Annotated in this window: 17 protein-coding genes and 1 other annotated feature; of the genes, 13 read left to right on the forward strand and 4 right to left on the reverse strand. The window is 46.6% G+C overall.

The annotated features are described in order from the left end of the window. Window positions 1-148: 148 nt before the first annotated feature. From AMS66_RS11090 to tyrS, 6 genes are all read left to right on the forward strand, one after another. The gene (locus AMS66_RS11090; RefSeq protein ID WP_053780847.1) at window positions 149-949 is read left to right on the forward strand and encodes an HAD-IIB family hydrolase; all 801 of its coding nucleotides are present in this window, start codon (window positions 149-151) and stop codon (window positions 947-949) included. 80 nt (window positions 950-1,029) lie between these two features. Continuing rightward, window positions 1,030-1,668, forward strand: a complete 639-nt coding sequence (locus AMS66_RS11095; RefSeq protein ID WP_053780848.1) for a sugar O-acetyltransferase — start codon at window positions 1,030-1,032, stop codon at window positions 1,666-1,668. A gap of 378 nt (window positions 1,669-2,046) precedes the next feature. Continuing rightward, a complete protein-coding gene (locus AMS66_RS11100) occupies window positions 2,047-3,363 on the forward strand; it encodes a nucleobase:cation symporter-2 family protein (protein WP_053780849.1) in 1,317 nt (438 codons plus the stop codon). Window positions 3,364-3,704: 341 nt separating this feature from the next. Further along, window positions 3,705-5,174, forward strand: coding sequence for a protein adenylyltransferase SelO (locus tag AMS66_RS11105; protein WP_053780850.1), 1,470 nt, complete (start codon window positions 3,705-3,707; stop codon window positions 5,172-5,174). Between the two features lie 96 nt (window positions 5,175-5,270). Continuing rightward, window positions 5,271-5,732 carry an Imm63 family immunity protein gene (locus AMS66_RS11110; RefSeq protein WP_053780851.1) on the forward strand — a complete coding sequence of 154 codons (462 nt, stop codon included), beginning with the start codon at window positions 5,271-5,273 and terminating at the stop codon, window positions 5,730-5,732. Window positions 5,733-5,930: 198 nt separating this feature from the next. Further along, window positions 5,931-6,152 (forward strand) — a binding site (T-box leader). A 120-nt stretch (window positions 6,153-6,272) separates the two neighbouring features. After that, on the forward strand, window positions 6,273-7,532 hold the full coding sequence (gene tyrS / locus AMS66_RS11115; protein WP_024630487.1) for a tyrosine--tRNA ligase: 1,260 nt from the start codon (window positions 6,273-6,275) through the stop codon (window positions 7,530-7,532). A gap of 155 nt (window positions 7,533-7,687) precedes the next feature. Here the strand turns inward: tyrS and AMS66_RS11120 are convergent, their stop codons facing one another. From AMS66_RS11120 to AMS66_RS11135, 4 genes are all read right to left on the reverse strand, one after another. Next, complete coding sequence (locus AMS66_RS11120) at window positions 7,688-7,966, reverse strand: YxcD family protein (protein WP_024630486.1); 279 nt, start codon at window positions 7,964-7,966, stop codon at window positions 7,688-7,690. A gap of 5 nt (window positions 7,967-7,971) precedes the next feature. Next, window positions 7,972-8,478, reverse strand: a complete 507-nt coding sequence (locus AMS66_RS11125) for a hypothetical protein (protein WP_024630485.1) — start codon at window positions 8,476-8,478, stop codon at window positions 7,972-7,974. A gap of 99 nt (window positions 8,479-8,577) precedes the next feature. Continuing rightward, entirely contained in the window at window positions 8,578-9,144 is a 567-nt protein-coding gene (locus tag AMS66_RS11130; protein WP_053780852.1) for a PadR family transcriptional regulator, read from the reverse strand. A gap of 175 nt (window positions 9,145-9,319) precedes the next feature. Beyond that, window positions 9,320-9,895, reverse strand: coding sequence for a beta-class carbonic anhydrase (locus tag AMS66_RS11135; RefSeq protein ID WP_053780853.1), 576 nt, complete (start codon window positions 9,893-9,895; stop codon window positions 9,320-9,322). Between the two features lie 224 nt (window positions 9,896-10,119). Here AMS66_RS11135 and AMS66_RS11140 point away from each other — a divergent pair, with 224 nt between their 5' ends. The 7 genes from AMS66_RS11140 to AMS66_RS11170 all read left to right on the forward strand — a co-directional run bounded on the left by AMS66_RS11140 (window position 10,120) and on the right by AMS66_RS11170 (window position 17,874). Next, the gene (locus AMS66_RS11140) at window positions 10,120-11,634 is read left to right on the forward strand and encodes a carboxypeptidase M32 (RefSeq protein ID WP_053780854.1); all 1,515 of its coding nucleotides are present in this window, start codon (window positions 10,120-10,122) and stop codon (window positions 11,632-11,634) included. Between the two features lie 147 nt (window positions 11,635-11,781). Then, on the forward strand, window positions 11,782-12,786 hold the full coding sequence (locus AMS66_RS11145; protein WP_053780855.1) for an ABC transporter substrate-binding protein: 1,005 nt from the start codon (window positions 11,782-11,784) through the stop codon (window positions 12,784-12,786). Window positions 12,787-12,816: 30 nt separating this feature from the next. Further along, the gene (locus AMS66_RS11150) at window positions 12,817-13,641 is read left to right on the forward strand and encodes an ABC transporter ATP-binding protein (RefSeq protein ID WP_053780856.1); all 825 of its coding nucleotides are present in this window, start codon (window positions 12,817-12,819) and stop codon (window positions 13,639-13,641) included. Between the two features lie 7 nt (window positions 13,642-13,648). Continuing rightward, window positions 13,649-14,440 (forward strand): ABC transporter permease, encoded by a 792-nt coding sequence (locus tag AMS66_RS11155; RefSeq protein ID WP_373456216.1) that lies wholly within the window; start codon window positions 13,649-13,651, stop codon window positions 14,438-14,440. 457 nt (window positions 14,441-14,897) lie between these two features. Further along, window positions 14,898-15,875 (forward strand): aromatic acid exporter family protein, encoded by a 978-nt coding sequence (locus tag AMS66_RS11160; RefSeq protein WP_053780857.1) that lies wholly within the window; start codon window positions 14,898-14,900, stop codon window positions 15,873-15,875. A 75-nt stretch (window positions 15,876-15,950) separates the two neighbouring features. Further along, window positions 15,951-16,511 (forward strand): outer spore coat protein CotE, encoded by a 561-nt coding sequence (locus AMS66_RS11165; RefSeq protein ID WP_053780858.1) that lies wholly within the window; start codon window positions 15,951-15,953, stop codon window positions 16,509-16,511. Between the two features lie 112 nt (window positions 16,512-16,623). Further along, entirely contained in the window at window positions 16,624-17,874 is a 1,251-nt protein-coding gene (locus AMS66_RS11170; protein ID WP_236703338.1) for a putative amidoligase domain-containing protein, read from the forward strand. Window positions 17,875-17,970: the final 96 nt, after the last annotated feature.

A 17,970-nucleotide genomic window follows, 5' to 3' on the forward strand; every position in this document is an offset into this window, starting at 1 on the left:
TCACTACATTATTTTATATATACTTAATAAATAAACATTATAAAGTATATATATATTCTTATTGCTTCTGAACTTATTTGAGAGGAACGGGTATGGAGTGGAATAAATGACACTACATTCTTGCAGCCACTAATTGGAGGAACTATTTATGATTAAACTTGTTGTTACTGATTTAGACGGTACTTTTCTCAACAACCGGGGTTTGTTCGATACGAAGCTTTTTACTGATGTACATGAACAAATGCAGAAAAAAGGAATCATTTTTGCTGCATGTACGGGAAAACAATGTGAGCGTGTGGAGAAATTGTTCGGGGAACATGGAAAGGGAATCTGGATTCTTGGAGACAGTGCAGCCCGAATCAAGAAGGACGGAAAAGTTGTGAAGGAATTCAGCATCGAGCGGGATCTCGCTCTGCGTGCTCTAGAAGAGATTCAACGATTCGCCGATAACATGACCATAATTGTATGCGCTAGTGATGCTGCATATGTGCATTCTTCCATCCATGAAGACATGTATGAGGTTGTTAAAGGCTCCTATGAACAAGTCATTAAAATAGGCTCCTTCTCTGAAATCGATAGCCCACTCATTAAAATTACGGTGTATGATCCTAAAGAGCGGAGCAGTGCACTGAGAGAATATGTTGAATTGACGCTGGATGGGCAAATCTACATTGTGGATTCAGAAGCAAGATGGCTTGATATCACGGCACTGCACACACATAAAGGCGAGACAGTAAAAAAACTGCAAGAAATGTTGGGCGTAACAGCTGAAGAAACAATGTCATTTGGGGATGGAGAGAATGATGTGGAACTGATGGCAATTGCTAAATATAGCTTTGCGGTTAGTAATGCCTGTGAAAATACTAAAAAAGCAGCAAGTTTCATTACCAAATCTAATCAGGAGAATGGAGTTCTTCTTACCATTCAAAAAATGATGGACCTGTTCTAAATGTGCGCGGTTACGAAATAATAATTTACGTGATCTGAATCATACTGAATTTCAAAAAAAGGATAACAGGAGCTGAAAATATGACTGAAGAAGAACGAATATTGAAGGGGATTTTGTTTAGTCCAAGTGATTCGGAATTGAAAGCGCTGAAACGGCGCTCGCACAATCTAAGCAATCAATATAGCCGTACATTTGAGGATCAAATCGAGGAACGAGAATTGTTACTGAAGGAATTGCTTGGTCGAAAGGGACAGGGGTGCTTCATGCAAGGACCGATTTTCTTTCATTACGGAGTTCATACCGAAATCGGTGATTATTTCTTTGGCAACTACAATCTTACTGTTCAAGATGATGCGAAAGTCACCATTGGTAATCATACGAGTTTTGGACCCAATGTGACCATTGTTACGCCAATTCACCCATTCATTGCTTCAGAGCGCCGACAGATGTTGGATCAACATGGGACACCCAAGTCTCTTTGTTACGCTAAACCTGTCACTATTGGAAACGATGTATGGATATCTGCCAACGTAACTGTATGCGGTGGGGTAACGATTGGAGACGGATGCGTAATTGGTGCAGGCAGCGTCGTGACCCAAGATATCCCGGAGAACTCTTTTGCGGCAGGTGTACCGTGCAGAGTCATTCGTAAAATCACTGAATCAGACAGTATGCGATACAAACCGGAAATATTAGCGGATTGTCTTGTGATAGAATAAATTTTTTGAGGTAGGAATGTTGGCCCCTGTCAGGGAGCGAACCATTTCTGCCTCTTTTTAGTCCCACTAGAACTCGGCAGTTTTCACTCACAACGCTCTAATGGGACATAAGGAAGAGGAAGAGGTTGGGCAAGAATTTGCTTTTCTTCACTTTATTTGGAGTGTATGACTCTTGTTATGTCAATTAACATTACGTGAAAAGAGTGCGAATTATTTTTGTTTTGTACAACACGCCCAAAAACATCGATTCTCTTTATATACTCCAACAATTCTATGTTATGAATCATGGAACTTTCCCCAAATGTTTATATAATGTGAATCAACATAACATGATTTTGCAGCGGTAAATGGATTCTAAATTACAGGGGGCAGGTTGGGATGAGAGAAACCAAGAGAATGAGGATTTTTTCACTGGGAATTCAGCACGTATTGGCGATGTATGCCGGGGCAATATTGGTTCCGCTACTTGTGGGAAGGGCGCTAAATCTGACTGCAGAACAGCTGGCGTATCTGGTATCCATTGACCTGTTAACCTGTGGGATTGCAACATGGCTTCAGGCACGCAAAGGAAAGTACCTGGGAATTGGCTTGCCGGCGGTGCTAGGAAGCTCATTTGTTGCAGTTACACCCATGATTGCGATTGGCTCACAATACGGGATTCCGGCTATTTACGGTTCGATTATCGCAGCAGGGATATTCATCGTCATATGTGCTGTCTTCTTCAGTAAAATCGTCAAGCTGTTTCCTCCTGTCGTAATCGGCTCGGTGGTAACCATTATCGGTCTGGCGCTGATTCCAACGGGTATCAAGAACATGGCGGGCGGAGCAAACAGCGAGAATTTCGGAAGTCTGGATAACTTGGCGCTTTCATTCGGTGTGTTACTTTTTATTCTCATACTAAATCGCTATGCTCGCGGTTTTGTTAGATCCCTCGCAGTTCTCCTCGGCATTATTGTAGGTACCCTTGTTGCTGCTCTCATGGGGAAAGTGAATTTCGCTTCCGTGCAGGAAGCCTCCTGGTTTCACTTGCCGCAGCCGTTTTATTTTGGATGGCCTACCTTCGAACTGGGCCCTATTATTACAATGATTATCGTAGGTACGGTTGTTATTATTGAGTCGACAGGTGTATTTATGGCTCTAAGCAAAATCTGTGATCAACCGATTAACGAAAAGGATCTGGCACGAGGGTATCGTGCGGAAGGTTTAGCGTTTGTCCTTGGCGGTATTTTCAATGCCTTTCCGTATAACACATTTGCCCAGAATGTCGGTTTGGTTCAGCTCTCCAAGGTGAAAACGACCAATGTGGTTGTTGCGGCCGGAGGCATCCTGATATTTCTCGGGCTCATCCCCAAAGTTGCGGCATTTGCAACGATTATCCCCAGCGCGGTGCTTGGAGGGGCAACGGTGGTTCTGTTCGGCATGGTGGTCTCATCCGGGATTAAAATGCTGCAACATGTGGATTTCAGCAAGCAATCCAATCTATTAATCGTTGCTTGTTCGGTTTCACTTGGTCTTGGTGTCACAGCTGTACCTGATCTATTTGCCCAGCTGCCTCAAAGTATTCGCATTATTGTCGGTGATGGCATTATTACAGGTAGTCTGTGCGCTATCCTGCTCAATGTCTTCTTTAACCTCGGATTTAAAAAGGAGAGTTTGCCCGTACAGCCCGTTCAGGCCCAAGAAGCACATACTTGATTTAGTTTTATTTACAGGCTTGTGACTCACAAGAATGGACCCAAGGCGGTTTCAACTGCGGTGGAATGAAGGATTCTGACTCATTCACCAAAAGAACCTCTTGGGTTTTTATTATGATTGGGACGGGGCAGCAATATTGGGTGGGGCTATTCAACAGTCATCGCAAAAATCACTATAGGATGAATGCAAAAGGGATATAAGTATGCTAAAGTTTCATCATGAACATGTTACATGTTCTTTCCGTTGAATTTCCATGCGACTACATAAATGAGCATTGGTTCACAGGGCTAAAATAAAACCAGGGGATGTCCCCTGGTTACAGAAAAGGAGTTGTGATCACCATGCAACAAGAAACGCTGAAAAAAGGATGGCATTTTGACAATAGCTATGCACATTTGCCACAGACCTTTTTTACGAAGCAGGGAGCGGTACCTGTTCAATCACCGAAATTGATCCTCTTCAATACATCACTTGCTACCAGCCTAGGGCTGAATGCTGAGGCTCTTAACAGTGCTGATGGAGCGGAGGTCTTCGCAGGTAACCTAACTCCGGAAGGAGCCGAGCCTCTGGCTCAGGCATATGCGGGTCATCAGTTTGGTAATTTTAACATGCTTGGTGATGGACGGGCTTTGCTGCTGGGCGAACAGATTACGCCACAAGGCGAGCGAGTGGATATCCAGCTGAAAGGTTCGGGAAGAACCCCATACTCCCGCGGAGGTGATGGACGTGCTGCCGTTGGACCAATGCTGCGTGAGTATATTATTAGTGAAGCGATGCATGCACTAGGTATTCCAACCACGCGAAGTCTGGCAGTCGTTTCTACTGGAGAAAACATTACACGCGAAACAGAACGACCTGGTGCAATACTGACGCGAGTGGCTTCAAGCCATTTGCGTGTAGCAACCTTTCAATACGCAGCCAGATGGGGTTCAATCGATGATCTCAGAGCTTTGGCTGACTACACACTACAACGGCATTTTTCTGATATTGCTGAAGCCGACAATCGTTACCTCCTGTTGCTTCAGGAAGTGATTAAGCGACAGGCATCACTCATTGCCAAGTGGCAACAGGTTGGTTTCATTCATGGTGTAATGAACACGGATAACATGGCCATTAGTGGTGAAACGATCGATTATGGCCCTTGTGCTTTTATGGATGCTTATAATCCAGCGACGGTATTTAGCTCCATTGACACACAAGGTCGGTATGCCTATGGTAATCAACCGTATATTGGTGGGTGGAATCTGGCTCGGTTTGCCGAGACACTTCTGCCACTGCTGCATGAGGATGAAGAACAGGCCGTACAAATCGCCCAGGATGCCATTGCACAATTCTCTGAATTGTATCATCACTACTGGCTTTCGGGCATGCGGAGCAAGCTGGGATTGTTTAATGAAGAGGCTGAGGATGAAGCGCTAATCAGGGATCTTCTTGAACTGATGGAGGAGCATAGTGCCGATTACACGAACACCTTCCTCGAACTGACCTTTGACACGCTTAAGGGAACGCCTTTATTCGACACTTCGGAGTTTGCGGAGTGGAATGATCGGCACCAGGCAAGATTGGGCAGACAGCAGGAAGGGAAAGAAGAATCGCAACAATTGATGAGAACTAGCAACCCGGCGGTCATCCCACGGAATCATCGGGTGGAAGAAGCACTAGAAAGAGCGGAGAATCACGGAGACCTTAGTGTGATGGAGAAGCTTCTAGCTGTTCTTTCAAACCCGTTTGCACACTCTCCTGAACAGTCTGAGTACGCAGAGCTGCCTGCTCAGTGCAATACCTCCTATCAGACTTTCTGTGGGACTTGATTGAAGAGATGTTGTGAAGAGGCTGCCATTGGCAGCTTTTTCATTATCATGCCAGAGGCAATAGACGATGTGCAACTTTTGTAGGTGGGTGATTTCATGTCTAACATACAAAGCAAATTAGAGATTGCACAAACTCTGTTACAGTTGCTTGAGCGGACATCCTTCCGCAGGGAACAGATGGATAACTATGTTAACCGCTTGTTTGAGGCCTTTAAATGGGAAGGCGTTCCATATGTAGAGAGCGAAAATAATGCGTATGTTGTTCGTATATACGAACGGGGTATCGTCATGCTTGAGAAACGTTTGAACCAGACGGATGAAGTCATGTACTGGCTACTGGAGGATATCATTTTTACGGCGGTGCATGTAGAATTGCTGGAACGACATGGTGTCGATAATAAACAGACACACTTGAACTATACCGGCGAAGTGAAGCAAGAACTGGATCGAAGTGTTGAGAAGGCTTTCCAACAGATCGGTGATCCATACTTACAATTGCATCTAACGGGTAAACGACAGGAGCTTGAGAGGCTGAAACCAAGAGGTGGACGTCTGTAACGGTGGTTTTGTTCAATTTTATTTGGAACAATGAGGATCAGATTGCAGAGAATGCATATGAATATTATCACGGGAAGTTGAAGATGATGACTTTATAAGTTTGGCACAGACGCTGACCTTGTTGTTCTATCCTAAGATTGCATACTTGCCCTTGCAATGATATTAACGTTCGGCTATACTGGCTATAAATTGAATACATGAATTACGTTGATAGAGCGCAGTAGCGGCTTTGTCCCTGTTACAGAAAGTCAGGGGGTGATGGAACCTGATACATACAAGGGCTGCGAATTACACTCTGGAGTACTTGGGTAATGCCAAGCGGAATGGCAAACGGTATTTTGCCGAAAGCGGTATGGACAGCGTGTGAGCTGTTGTCTGTGCAAGTTGGGTGGTACCACGGTTATGATAATCGTCCCTATGTCTATTGAAGACAAGGCGGCGATTTTTTTGTGTCCAAAAAAGCTTCGCCCGGCTTAGCTCCTTTTGAAATTAACGTAGATCATGGATTAATACCAATGCATAGAGAAGGGGTTGTTTGTTTTGAATATTATTGATGAACTGGAATGGCGCGACGCCATCAATCAACAAACGGATGCGGAGGGTCTGCGTGAGCTGACCGAGACAACGTCGGTTTCCTTGTACTGCGGGGTTGACCCTACAGGAGACAGTATGCACATTGGACATTTGATTCCGTTCATGATGCTGAAACGTTTCCAACTCGCCGGCCACCGCCCGGTCATTCTGATTGGTGGGGCAACAGGAACTATAGGTGATCCGAGTGGTCGTCAATCGGAACGTTCCCTGCAAACGTTGGAAGAAGTACAGGCCAATGTGGACGCTCTGACTGCACAAATGAAAAAGCTCTTCGTAACCGATGGCGACAATCAGGTGCGCATGGTCAACAACTACGACTGGACGCATAAAATCAATGTAATTGAATTTTTGCGTGACTACGGTAAAAACTTTAACCTCAACACGATGCTGGCCAAGGACGTGGTTGCGAGCAGACTGGAAGACGGTATTTCGTTTACCGAGTTTTCCTACCAGATTCTCCAATCGCTCGATTACCTGCACCTGTTCCAACATGAGAATGTACAGCTGCAAATCGGCGGTTCTGATCAATGGGGCAACATTACAAGTGGCCTAGACCTCATTCGTAAAAAAGAAGGGTCCGAAGCGAAAGCCTTCGGTCTGACGATTCCGCTGATGCTCAAATCCGACGGAACGAAATTCGGTAAATCCGCAGGTGGAGCCATCTGGCTTGATCCGAATAAAACGACTCCATTTGAATTCTATCAGTTCTGGGCAAATACCGATGATCGTGACGTAATCAAATACCTGAAGTACTTCACGTTCCTGAGCAAAGAAGAAATTGAAGCCTTGGCTGAAAAGGTAGAAACGGAGCCGCACAAGCGTGAAGCACAAAAGGCACTCGCTGAAGAAATGACGAAATTTGTTCACGGCGACGATATGCTGGAGCAGGCTAAGCGCATTACGGCAGCACTGTTCAGCGGAGACATTCGTTCCCTTACAGCAGACGAAATCGAGCAGGGCTTCAAGGAAATGCCGACCTTCGAAACCGATGGTGAAGCGAAAAATATTGTAGACTGGCTCGTGGATCTTGGCCTGGAGCCATCCAAACGTCAGGCGCGTGAGGATGTAACCAAAGGAGCTATCTCCATGAACGGTGAGAAAGTTACGGAGCTGGAATTCACGGTCTCTGCAGAGCACGCAATCGGCGGTAAATTCATCATCATCCGCAAAGGCAAGAAAAACTACAGTCTGGTGAAATTGAAGTAGCAAGAGGATTATAGAGTATGATTCTGGGGAAGGTAGAGGCAAAAGTTAAATCTTCTTCCCTAGCAACACAAAAGGACCGTCCCCATTCATGTCAATGACATTATGGAGACGGTCCTTTATGCATGCCATCCGCAAATGGCTTATTAGTTATTAATTTATTGATTCACAATCGCTGTGATCTCTTCATCCAGATCAAGTCTTACATTCTCACGGTAAGCCCGAATGTCGTATTCACTGTGCAGGTAGCGCAGGATCGCTTCAATCATGTTAGATTCGACCAGATACTGACTGCGGCCTTGAATCCAGACTTCAGCGGAATATCCCGTATCTTCTTCCCAGCTCAGTTCCACATTGACATCGGTTGGGCGTACACCCTTGCGTTCAGCCATGTGAATACAAATCGCGTTTACAATTTCATCCATGCTTAGAACCATAGAGATTAGTACCGTCCGTTTCTGTTGCGGTCATCATCATCACGATCATTTTTGCGGTCATAGCGACCATCGGCTGCTGGTTTACGGCGATTCGTAATGGCTCTGAACAGGGCCATCGCGAGCATCACGATCAGCATAATTGCGGCTACGTTTACGAGCAATCCAAGAATGTTACCCAAAGCTCCCATGCCACCGAACAATCCGCCGAACATCATACCAGCAAGACCGCCCAGCATCATGCCTTTCATAAATCCACCGCCACCGCCGAAGAATCCGCCACGGTTAGTTGTAGCTGCTCCAGTGCTTGAGTTGTTATTCGTATTTGATTTGCTCACATTACTGTTGGAATCGGACTTCTTAGGTGTGTTAGTAAAGCTTTTTGTTCCCGATTTGAAACCGCCACCACGTCTAGCATCGGCAGAATCCGGATTCGCGACTCCGACTGTTGCGAACAATAATGTAAAGGCCATGAAAACCATCATGAGATGTTTGATTCCGAATTTTTTCTTCATTGTAAAGATCGTAACCCCCCGATTAATTTGTTTGAATCACCCAAAATTGGGCCTTACTCAAGTAATACGGTCAACTTGCAGGAACGTTTCAAATTTTGTTTAATTTTCTGAATTACTTGGACAAGGATCCTGAATTGCCGCTTGACCATCGAGTAGTTGGGTAACCCAGTTACACCATTCGATGCCCGTTTGTGCGTTCATCAACCCTTTTTGTACCAGAATGTAGCTTCCGAATTCCCGACTGCCTACTCGCAAATTATCCTGAGGTATACGGGACTTCAAATCCTCGAAATAACGGATGCGTTCCAAAAACCAGTTTTTGCGCTCGTTCAGAATGCGTCTCATGCTTCCATCTTCCGCAATGCCTACACATAAAATACGCAGATTGAACTCGTCACGCGTAACCGGAGCGGTAACGGGAGTGATCATCCATCCGAGCAGTTTTTCAATACCTTTTTCCGTGACTGCATACATTTTTTTGTCCGGTTTGTCAGACTGTTGCACCCAGCGGGAGGCTAAAAGCTCATCGTTTTCCATTTTGGAGAGGAGGGGATAGATCTGACTGTGTTTAGCCTGCCAATGTGGCTGGATTTTCAGCATTAGATCATAACCTGATGACTCCTCGCGGGTAAGAAGCCCGAGCAATCCGTAGGAAAGTATGTTCATGCACATGTCTCCTTAATATTAGGGCTGGGCCAGCAAAAACAATAAAAATTGCTTTCTTTGACCGCTTTCATAAAAGTGTACACTGAAACTGTATGGTTTGACAACCTGACAGAACAACTGCCTCAATTTAGACAAAAAAAGAGTGCGGACCCTGAGGTCCGCACCCAAAACCATTTTAGAGAGATGTCTGTTGCCCATAGCCCTCTGCGACAAGATCAAGTTCACCTGTATAGGAATCGATGACCATGCCGTGGACGGGTACATTGGGCGGAAGCAATGGATGTTTCTTGATCACATCCACAGTATGTTTTACCCCTTCTTCAACACTGTCAAACCCGCGTAACCACTTTTGCAAACGAATGCCCGAGTTCTCCAGCGTGCTCATGACTTCCTCAGATACACCCCGTTCGACCATATGTCCAATCATGGTCTCAGCGTGTAGGGAAGCCATACCACATTCCGTATGTCCAACAACCAGTACTTCATCGGCACCAAGCTCATAGATGGCGACAAGAACACTACGCATAACAGACCCGAAAGGTTGAGAGATGATTGCGCCAGCGTTTTTGATGATTTTTACATCGCCATTCTTCAGGTTCATGGCCTTGGGCAGCATCTCCACCAGACGGGTATCCATACAAGTAATGATGACCATCTTTTTGGTTGGGAATTTGCCAGCCGTATACTTTTCGTATTCTTTAGTCTCGACAAATGTTTTGTTGTAAGCCAGAATCTCTTGAATGTTGTTCATGTCCATTGCCTCCTGTTATCCAATACGATGAGCACAGCCCTTGCATCAAATGCAGCTTGTCCTACGTCCTTTGGTTTCATTTATTATACCACGGTCAGCAAATTGCATTATCCCGTGATTTAGAGGAATAATGCAATTTGCATCTGTTAAAAGTTGATTATACGCATTGCAAAAAGTATCATCAATAGGGAATCTAACATTTTTTGAAGAGGTGAACGTTAACAATGGAACAACAAACACAGCAACAGCTGGAATCCTTCCGTAATCTGGCTCGCAAAATCAAGAGTTATCATGAAGCCATTGGTTTGCTTCACTGGGATCTGCGCACAGGTGCGCCCAAAAAAGGTGTACCGACACGTTCGGAAACACTTGGGATGCTGTCGACCGAAGCATTTAAACTGCAAACCTCGGCTGACATGAAATCCTACCTGGATACGTTAACAAGTCCAGCGGTGCTGGAACAGCTGGAAGATATCGACCGCCGTCAGGTGGAAGATTGCCAGAAAGAATATGATCGTAGTCAGTCCGTACCCCCGGAAAAAGTACAAGCGTATACCGTACTCACCGCCAAATCGGAAACGGCATGGGAAGATGCCAAGCATAATAGCGATTTTGCAGGTTTCTCTCCTTACCTCACCGATATTGTGAAGCTCAAACAAGAGTTCATTGACTACTGGGGTGTGAAAGATACTCGTTATGATACCCTTCTTGATATGTATGAGCCGGAACTAACGGTTGAAAAGGTGGACGCGGTATTCGCCCGTCTCAAAGCCCGTTTGGTGCCCCTGCAAGAGAAAATCAATGCGTCGGCCAACAAACCGAACACGGAGTTCTTGAACCAGTTGTTTGACAAGGATCAACAGGAAAAATTCAGTCTGTTTATTTTGGAACAGATGGGTTATGACTTTGAAGCCGGAAGACTCGATGAGAGTGTTCACCCGTTCGCAACGGGCCTGAATCCGGGGGATGTGCGGATCACGACGAACTATTTGCAGGATGATGTGACAAGTGCGGTCTTCAGTTCACTGCACGAAGGCGGACACGCCCTATATGAACAAAATATTGACGACAGTCTGGCTGGTACTCTTCTTGCCGAAGGAACGTCCATGGGTATCCACGAATCCCAGTCGCGCCTTTGGGAAAATATGATTGGCCGCAGTCTTCCATTTTGGACGCGTTATTATAAAGATTTGCAACAGCACTTCCCTCAATTAAGCGAGGTTGAGCTGGAAGACTTCTACCGGGCGATTAACCGGGTGGAAAGCTCCTTGATCCGGATTGAAGCTGATGAGCTTACGTACAATCTGCACATCATCATTCGTTATGAAATTGAGAAAATGCTGTTTAACGAAGGCCTGGAAGTGAAGGACCTGCCAGAGACCTGGAATGCCAAATACAAGGAATACCTCGGCATCGTGCCACCGAATGATGGCATGGGTGTGCTTCAGGATGTTCACTGGTCGGGTGGTGACTTTGGTTACTTTGCTTCATACTCGCTCGGCAATATGTATGCTGCACAGATTCTACATACACTGCGCAAAGAAATGCCGGAGTTTGATGCCCATATTACTGATGGGAATCTGATTCCAATCAAGGAATGGCTGACGGACAAAATTTATCGTTATGGCAAAAGCCGTACACCTTCCGAATTGATTGTGGCCGTAACGGGTGAAGAGTTGAACCCTGACTATTTGGCTGATTATCTGGAAGCGAAATATACCGAGATTTACAAGCTGTAGGACAGCTATAACATCATCATCCAATTTTTGAAGAGCGGGGCAGGATTGCCCGGCTCTTCTTTTGCATGCAAGTTCTTAACCTTTTGCTGGGCATCAGCATATTCATAGTAGAGAGAACAGCTGAAACCAGTGAAGGAGGGAAATATCATGAAATACACGCCCTGGTTCATCCGGGCCATCGTCATTTTGCTCATTATCATTGTGGCTCTCACCAGCTGCAATAAAGATAAGGATGAAAACAAAATTACGATTGGTGAAGTCACACGTTCTGTGTTTTACGCACCGGAGTATGTGGCTGTGGCCCAAGGTTTTTTTGAGGAACAGGGGCTTGAAGTGGACATTCAGACGACGGCTGGCGGAGACAAAACGATGGCAGCATTGCTTGCAGGCTCAGTAGACATCGCATTGGTCGGAGCAGAGACGTCTATTTATGTCTACCAACAAGGCGCAGAAGATCCGGTTATTAACTTTGCTCAGCTTACACAGACGGACGGAACGTTTCTGTTTGCTCGTAATCCCGATGGCGAATTCAATTGGGATCAACTGAAACAGAGTACATTCCTTGGGCAAAGAAAAGGTGGCATGCCTCAAATGGCAGGCGAATTCACGCTGAAAAAACATGGCATTGATCCGCAGAATGATCTGGAATTGATTCAAAATGTGGATTTTGCCAACATTGCTTCTGCATTTGCTTCAGGTACGGGGGATTATGTGCAGCTGTTTGAACCTCAGGCTTCTATCTTTGAGAAAGAGGGCCGCGGCAAGGTTGTAGCCTCGTTTGGAACAGAAAGTGGTCATCTGCCTTATACGGTCTTCATGACCAAACAAAGCTATATCAACGATAACAAGGCCATCGTTCAGAAGTTCACTAACGGCTTGCACAAAGCACAAGCTTGGGTAGATTCCCATACGGCTGAAGAAATCGCCGAAGTGATCAAGCCCTATTTCAAAGATATCGATCCGGCCATTCTGGTAAGCAGTGTGAACCGTTACAAGGAGCAGGGCACATATGCAACCGATCCAATCATTGATGAGGATGAATGGAATAATTTGCTGGACGTCATGAGTGCTGCGGGAGAACTGAAACAGCGGGTGGATTCTCAAACGATTGTCGATAACTCCTATGCAGAACAAGCAGCATCAACGAAGTAACCAGGTATTCAGGAAAGGACGTGAGCATGTATGCCTGAATCCGAAACGGTGATCAGACTGGAAGGGATTTCGCAAGTCTATGTCAGTGAGCGTGAAGCATCACTGGTTATCGAAAATTTAAATCTTCAGGTCGAGCAAGGAGAGTTTGTTAGTCTTGTCGGCCCAAGCGGCTGTGGTAAAACTACATTGCTGTCGATCATCGCCGGGCTGCTCACACCGACCGCAGGCGAGGTCAAGGTTAAGGGAAAACGCATCGAAGGTCCGTCTGCCCAGATCGGCTATATGCTGCAACAGGATTATCTGTTTCCGTGGCGTACCATTTTGGAAAATGCCCAGATCGGACTTGAACTGACAGGTACCCTCAATGAACAGAGTCGTGAGCGTACACGTGAGCTGTTGGCAGGTATGGGGCTGGCTGGCACCGAAAGCCAGTATCCTTCCGAGTTGTCCGGGGGCATGAGGCAACGGGTGGCTTTGGTACGTACATTGGCTACAGACCCGGGAATACTGTTGCTGGATGAACCCTTCTCCGCACTCGATTATCAAACTAAGCTGCAGCTGGAGGATCTGGTCTCAGACACATTGAAGAAATCCGGCAAAACTTCGGTGCTTGTTACCCATGATCTGTCCGAAGCTATTGCCGTCAGTGACCGCGTCATTGTGCTTGATCGCAATCCGGGTCGCATTCGGCGGGAGTTCATCATTCCCGAAGATCTGCGGAACGCACAACCTTTTTACGCAAGGGAGCAGCCAGGGTTCAATGAGCTGTTTCAGGCGTTATGGAGTGAACTGGATCAGTCGGAGGAGGTGAGAAGAACGGGTGAATCAGACGAACCAGAAGCAGGAAATGCGTGATGATTGGATGAGACAGCTGCACCAAAGCCATATTCAGCAGGTTGCCAGATGGCGACATAAAGTGCTGGCGGTGCAGCTGTCCATGCTGGTGTTTATGTTTTTGCTGTGGGAGCTGGCGGGAAGGCTGCGCTGGATTGATGTGCTCTTGTTCAGTTATCCCAGCAAAATTTTCAATCAGATTTGGAAGGACATCGTCAGTGGAGAACTATGGGCGCATGTCGGGGTAACCGTAGGGGAAACGGCAGTAGGCTTTTTGCTGGGGACACTCGTCGGAACACTGCTTGCGGTTCTGATCTGGTGGTCTCCTTTTTTGTCCAAAGTGCTTGATCCCTATATGGTCGTGTTCAACAGCATGCCAAAGGTAGCGCTGGGTCCAATCTTTATCGTCATGTTTGGTGCAGGATTTACGGCCATTGTCATGACGACTTTGTCAATTACAGTCATTATTACTACACTTGTCGTGTATAACAGTTTTAATGAAGTAGATCAGAACTATATTAAGGTTATCCGTACGTTTGGTGGCGATCGCTCCGAGATTTTTACCAAAGTAGTATTGCCCGCATCGTTTCCTGCCATTGTCTCTACATTAAAAGTAAACGTGGGGATGGCCTGGGTCGGTGTGATTGTGGGTGAATTTCTGGTCGCCAAGCAGGGACTGGGCTATCTGATCATCTATGGATTTCAAGTGTTCAACTTTACCCTTGTTCTATCGAGCCTGTTGATTATTGCCGCTGTAGCCACAGCGATGTACCAACTCGTTGTATATGTAGAACGCAAGCTGCTGGCAGGACGCAGGTAATTTTGCAAAGCATGCGCGTGTTTAAAAGAGAACCCTTCGATATGTATACAATTTCACAAGAGGTGTCACGTTGCCCGAACCCGTAAAATCAAGTACCATACAATTACGAATATTCCGCGCAGTCCGGAATGAATGCGACGATTGGAGAAGGGGCCTAGAGGCTTTTCGTCGGATCAATCAAATTGCCAGCGTCCCTCATCCGGGGCGCGTTATTGTGACCGACATGCACATGCATGTCGGTTGATGCCGTTTATGAGTTTAGTAGCGAATTGAGATATGCTGTTCTTCCAGATACAATTCTTTTGATTAGAGAAGAAATGGTTTTTGACAGGATGTGTAATACTAGGGATATGATATATGACAGTAGACGCTGTCAGGCATTGGACAAGCGCTCATCTGGATAGGCATGGCTCGCTGGCTTTGACATTTTTGCAGCTTAGAGGAGAGGGAATGTTAGATGGGTTTTAGGGTGATTAAAACCGCAATAGCCGCGCTGATGGCCGTGCTGATTGCGGACTGGTGCGGCCTGCCTGGGCCAACATCAGCTGGCTTGCTAGCCATTCTTGGCGTTGATGTGACACGAAAAAGAAGTATTCGCACCATATCTGCCAGATTCTTCGCTTCCGTAGTGGGGCTTTTATTTGCAAGTGTACTTTTTCACTTTCTCGGCTTCCATTATTGGGTACTGGCGGTCTACATACTGATTGCGTTTCCCGTTATCGTTCGGGCGGGATTCAAGGAAGGCATTGTGACGGGTTCTGTCGTGGTGTTCCGGGTATTTGGCGGCGGTGAAATGGATGTACATGTGATTTTGGTTCAAATTGGACTGCTGCTGATTGGTCTCGGTTCAGCGATGGTTGTCAATCTGGCCTATATGCCGGCTGCGGACCCGCAGATGCTGCGTATTCGCAAAAGAATTGATGAATTATTCTCGGTCATCTTCAAGGAGTTTGCAGCCACGCTACGCAATCCGAATGAAGTATGGGCAGGAAAAGAGCTAATCGAAGCCGATAAGGCTGTGCTAGGCGGCATTGAAGCGGCCAAACGTTCATTGGAGAATCAGGTCATCCACCCGAACGAGGGATGGAGTGTTTATTTTTATATGCGCAAAACGCAACTGGATTCCATCCAGCATATGATGCATCTGGTATCCCAGATCTATCAGAAGATGCCGCATGCGGAAATGGTATCGGAGCTGTTCGACCAGCTTAGTCAGGATGTACTCACTGAATCTTACACCGGACGTACGGAAAAACTTCTCGCAGATGTGCAAGAAGAATTCAAGCAAATGGAGTTACCGGATACAAGGGAAGAATTCGAGATTCGTTCCGCGATTCTCCAGTTGTGCCGGGAACTCGCGCTGTATCTGAAAATAGCCAAGAAGGACAAAGCACCGTCTCCGGTATCGGACCGGTCCCAATCTACAAATGAATAATAGAAAATAGTTGTCACCCTAGACGGATGCCCTGCATACACTTGTAAAGAATGATTGTATGGAGGAGGTTTAAAGATGTCATTGAGTCATAAACATCAATGTAGAGAGATCATCACGAAGGCGATCTGCGGCAAAGGTCGTAAGTTCTCTACCGTAACACATACCGTGACTCCGCCACATGGTCCGACCAGTATTTTGGGGGCTTGGATTATCAACCACCAATATGAAGCCGTATCAGCGGGGGACGGAATTGAAGTTATTGGTACTTACGATATCAACATTTGGTATTCCTATGACAAAAATTCGCAAACGGATGTAGCCAAAGAAACAGTGTCGTATGTAGAACATGTGCCTTTGTCCTATCTGGATCCGAAACACCGGGCTGCCACTGTAGAGGTATCTGCGGATGCAACGCAGGAACCGAGCTGTGTGGAAGCCACGGTGTCGGCAGGTGGAGGCAGCGTAATTATCCGGGTAGAACGGGAATTCGCTGTTGAACTGGTCGCCGAGACCAAAGTTTGTGTAAAAGTATGCACGGATGGCTGTGGGGATTACGAAGACAAGGATTATGACTTCGGCAGTGGAGATGGAGATTATGACGATCTCGATCCCGACCTGCTTGACGATGAGCTGTAAGCTCAGCGCTTTTGATTCATAAACTTAAGGTATTATATGCGCCGCAAGCGGCAGTGAAGAGGGCGTAAGCCCTCTTTTTTTATTTTGGGCGAGAATTGGGAGGAGGGACAGGATGAATGTGATGGAAGAGGCCGAGGAGGCGGTGCGTCGATATGAACGCATGCTCCCTCGCGAACGGACAAATCGCCTGAAACGATCCGGGATTGAAGTGCTTGCTTCGCAAGGCAGGCGTGATCGAGAGTTGGGAGTGCGTGTTCGTTACGATGTAGAGATATGCTGTCTGCAAGCGATCCGCATCAAACGTAGGGACACCAGTGGCATGGGTGGAGCGCAAGAAAGTGTGCTGGATCGCGAAGCCGCATCAACGTTGTTCAAACGTATTGAACGGCTTGCAACCAAAACATTGTATACGGTTGGACTGGATCACGGCGCAGTAAGACTGGAAGCCTCTGGAAAGAGCGGTTGTGCAGTCATTTCGATTGACCCAAGGCCATGGAAGGGCATGACTAATCTCTCTGCCATGTATCGTGCAGGCTGGAAGCAGCTTCAGTCTGAACTGGATGAAGAACGGCATCATAATGCAGCCCCGATACTTGGAATGGACCCCGAGTTCCTGCTTGTGCAGATGCCAGAGTCCAAAATCGTGCCCGCCTCCAGATTTCTCGAACGAACAGGCGTAGCTGGCTGCGATTCCGTGACGATTGGTGGACGACGAATATATCCTGTAGCCGAACTGCGACCTGCCCCAAGCTCTGAACCGCGTGAACTGCTCGCTCATCTGATGAGAGCCTTTGCGGCCGCATCCCGAAGCATTAGTGATCATTCGCTGATTTGGCAGGCAGGGGGAATGCCCCAGCGCGGATTGCCACTCGGTGGACATGTTCATTTCAGTGGCGTTACGTTAAACGGGGATCTGCTGCGTGCACTTGACAATTATCTGGCATTGCCACTCGCCGTTCTTCAGGACCCGCGAGGTTCTGGCAGACGTCCACGCTATGGGGCATTGGGGGACTTTAGGCTGAAATCCTACGGTGGATTCGAATACCGCACTTTACCTAGTTTTCTGGTTTCTCCTCTGGTTGCCAAAGGTGTCGTTGCTCTGGCTGGTCTTATCGCAAGAGACTATCAGCAACTGAGTCAACGTCCATTGGCGAAGGCGGATATTCATACTGCTTTTTATGAAGGGAACCGTGAGGTGATGCAAGCGTATATTCCGGCATTGCTGGATGACCTGACGAATATGGATGGTTTTGAACGTTATGAACAATACGCCGCCCCTTTAATTAGCCAGCTAAGACAGGGTAGGACATGGGACGAGAGTCGGGATATACGTAAACTCTGGAATATTCGAGCAGGTTCATGAAGAGTGGGCACTTTTTTGGTATAATGAGAAATAAGTCGATTTTGATCATCGTTACGGAAGAAATGGAACAGCAACCTGTGAGGGACGCGGCGGATG

The organism is Paenibacillus xylanivorans (assembly GCF_001280595.1).
Taxonomy (GTDB): domain Bacteria; phylum Bacillota; class Bacilli; order Paenibacillales; family Paenibacillaceae; genus Paenibacillus; species Paenibacillus xylanivorans.

Coding starts and splice junctions, on each gene's coding strand:
- AMS66_RS11090 (WP_053780847.1), top strand. CDS start 149: ATGATTAAACTTGTTGTTACTGATTTAGACGGTACTTTTCTCAACAAC.
- AMS66_RS11095 (WP_053780848.1), top strand. CDS start 1,030: ATGACTGAAGAAGAACGAATATTGAAGGGGATTTTGTTTAGTCCAAGT.
- AMS66_RS11100 (WP_053780849.1), top strand. CDS start 2,047: ATGAGAGAAACCAAGAGAATGAGGATTTTTTCACTGGGAATTCAGCAC.
- AMS66_RS11105 (WP_053780850.1), top strand. CDS start 3,705: ATGCAACAAGAAACGCTGAAAAAAGGATGGCATTTTGACAATAGCTAT.
- AMS66_RS11110 (WP_053780851.1), top strand. CDS start 5,271: ATGTCTAACATACAAAGCAAATTAGAGATTGCACAAACTCTGTTACAG.
- AMS66_RS11120 (WP_024630486.1), bottom strand. CDS start 7,966: ATGGTTCTAAGCATGGATGAAATTGTAAACGCGATTTGTATTCACATG.
- AMS66_RS11125 (WP_024630485.1), bottom strand. CDS start 8,478: ATGAAGAAAAAATTCGGAATCAAACATCTCATGATGGTTTTCATGGCC.
- AMS66_RS11130 (WP_053780852.1), bottom strand. CDS start 9,144: ATGAACATACTTTCCTACGGATTGCTCGGGCTTCTTACCCGCGAGGAG.
- AMS66_RS11135 (WP_053780853.1), bottom strand. CDS start 9,895: ATGAACAACATTCAAGAGATTCTGGCTTACAACAAAACATTTGTCGAG.
- AMS66_RS11140 (WP_053780854.1), top strand. CDS start 10,120: ATGGAACAACAAACACAGCAACAGCTGGAATCCTTCCGTAATCTGGCT.
- AMS66_RS11145 (WP_053780855.1), top strand. CDS start 11,782: ATGAAATACACGCCCTGGTTCATCCGGGCCATCGTCATTTTGCTCATT.
- AMS66_RS11150 (WP_053780856.1), top strand. CDS start 12,817: ATGCCTGAATCCGAAACGGTGATCAGACTGGAAGGGATTTCGCAAGTC.
- AMS66_RS11155 (WP_373456216.1), top strand. CDS start 13,649: ATGAGACAGCTGCACCAAAGCCATATTCAGCAGGTTGCCAGATGGCGA.
- AMS66_RS11160 (WP_053780857.1), top strand. CDS start 14,898: ATGGGTTTTAGGGTGATTAAAACCGCAATAGCCGCGCTGATGGCCGTG.
- AMS66_RS11165 (WP_053780858.1), top strand. CDS start 15,951: ATGTCATTGAGTCATAAACATCAATGTAGAGAGATCATCACGAAGGCG.
- AMS66_RS11170 (WP_236703338.1), top strand. CDS start 16,624: ATGAATGTGATGGAAGAGGCCGAGGAGGCGGTGCGTCGATATGAACGC.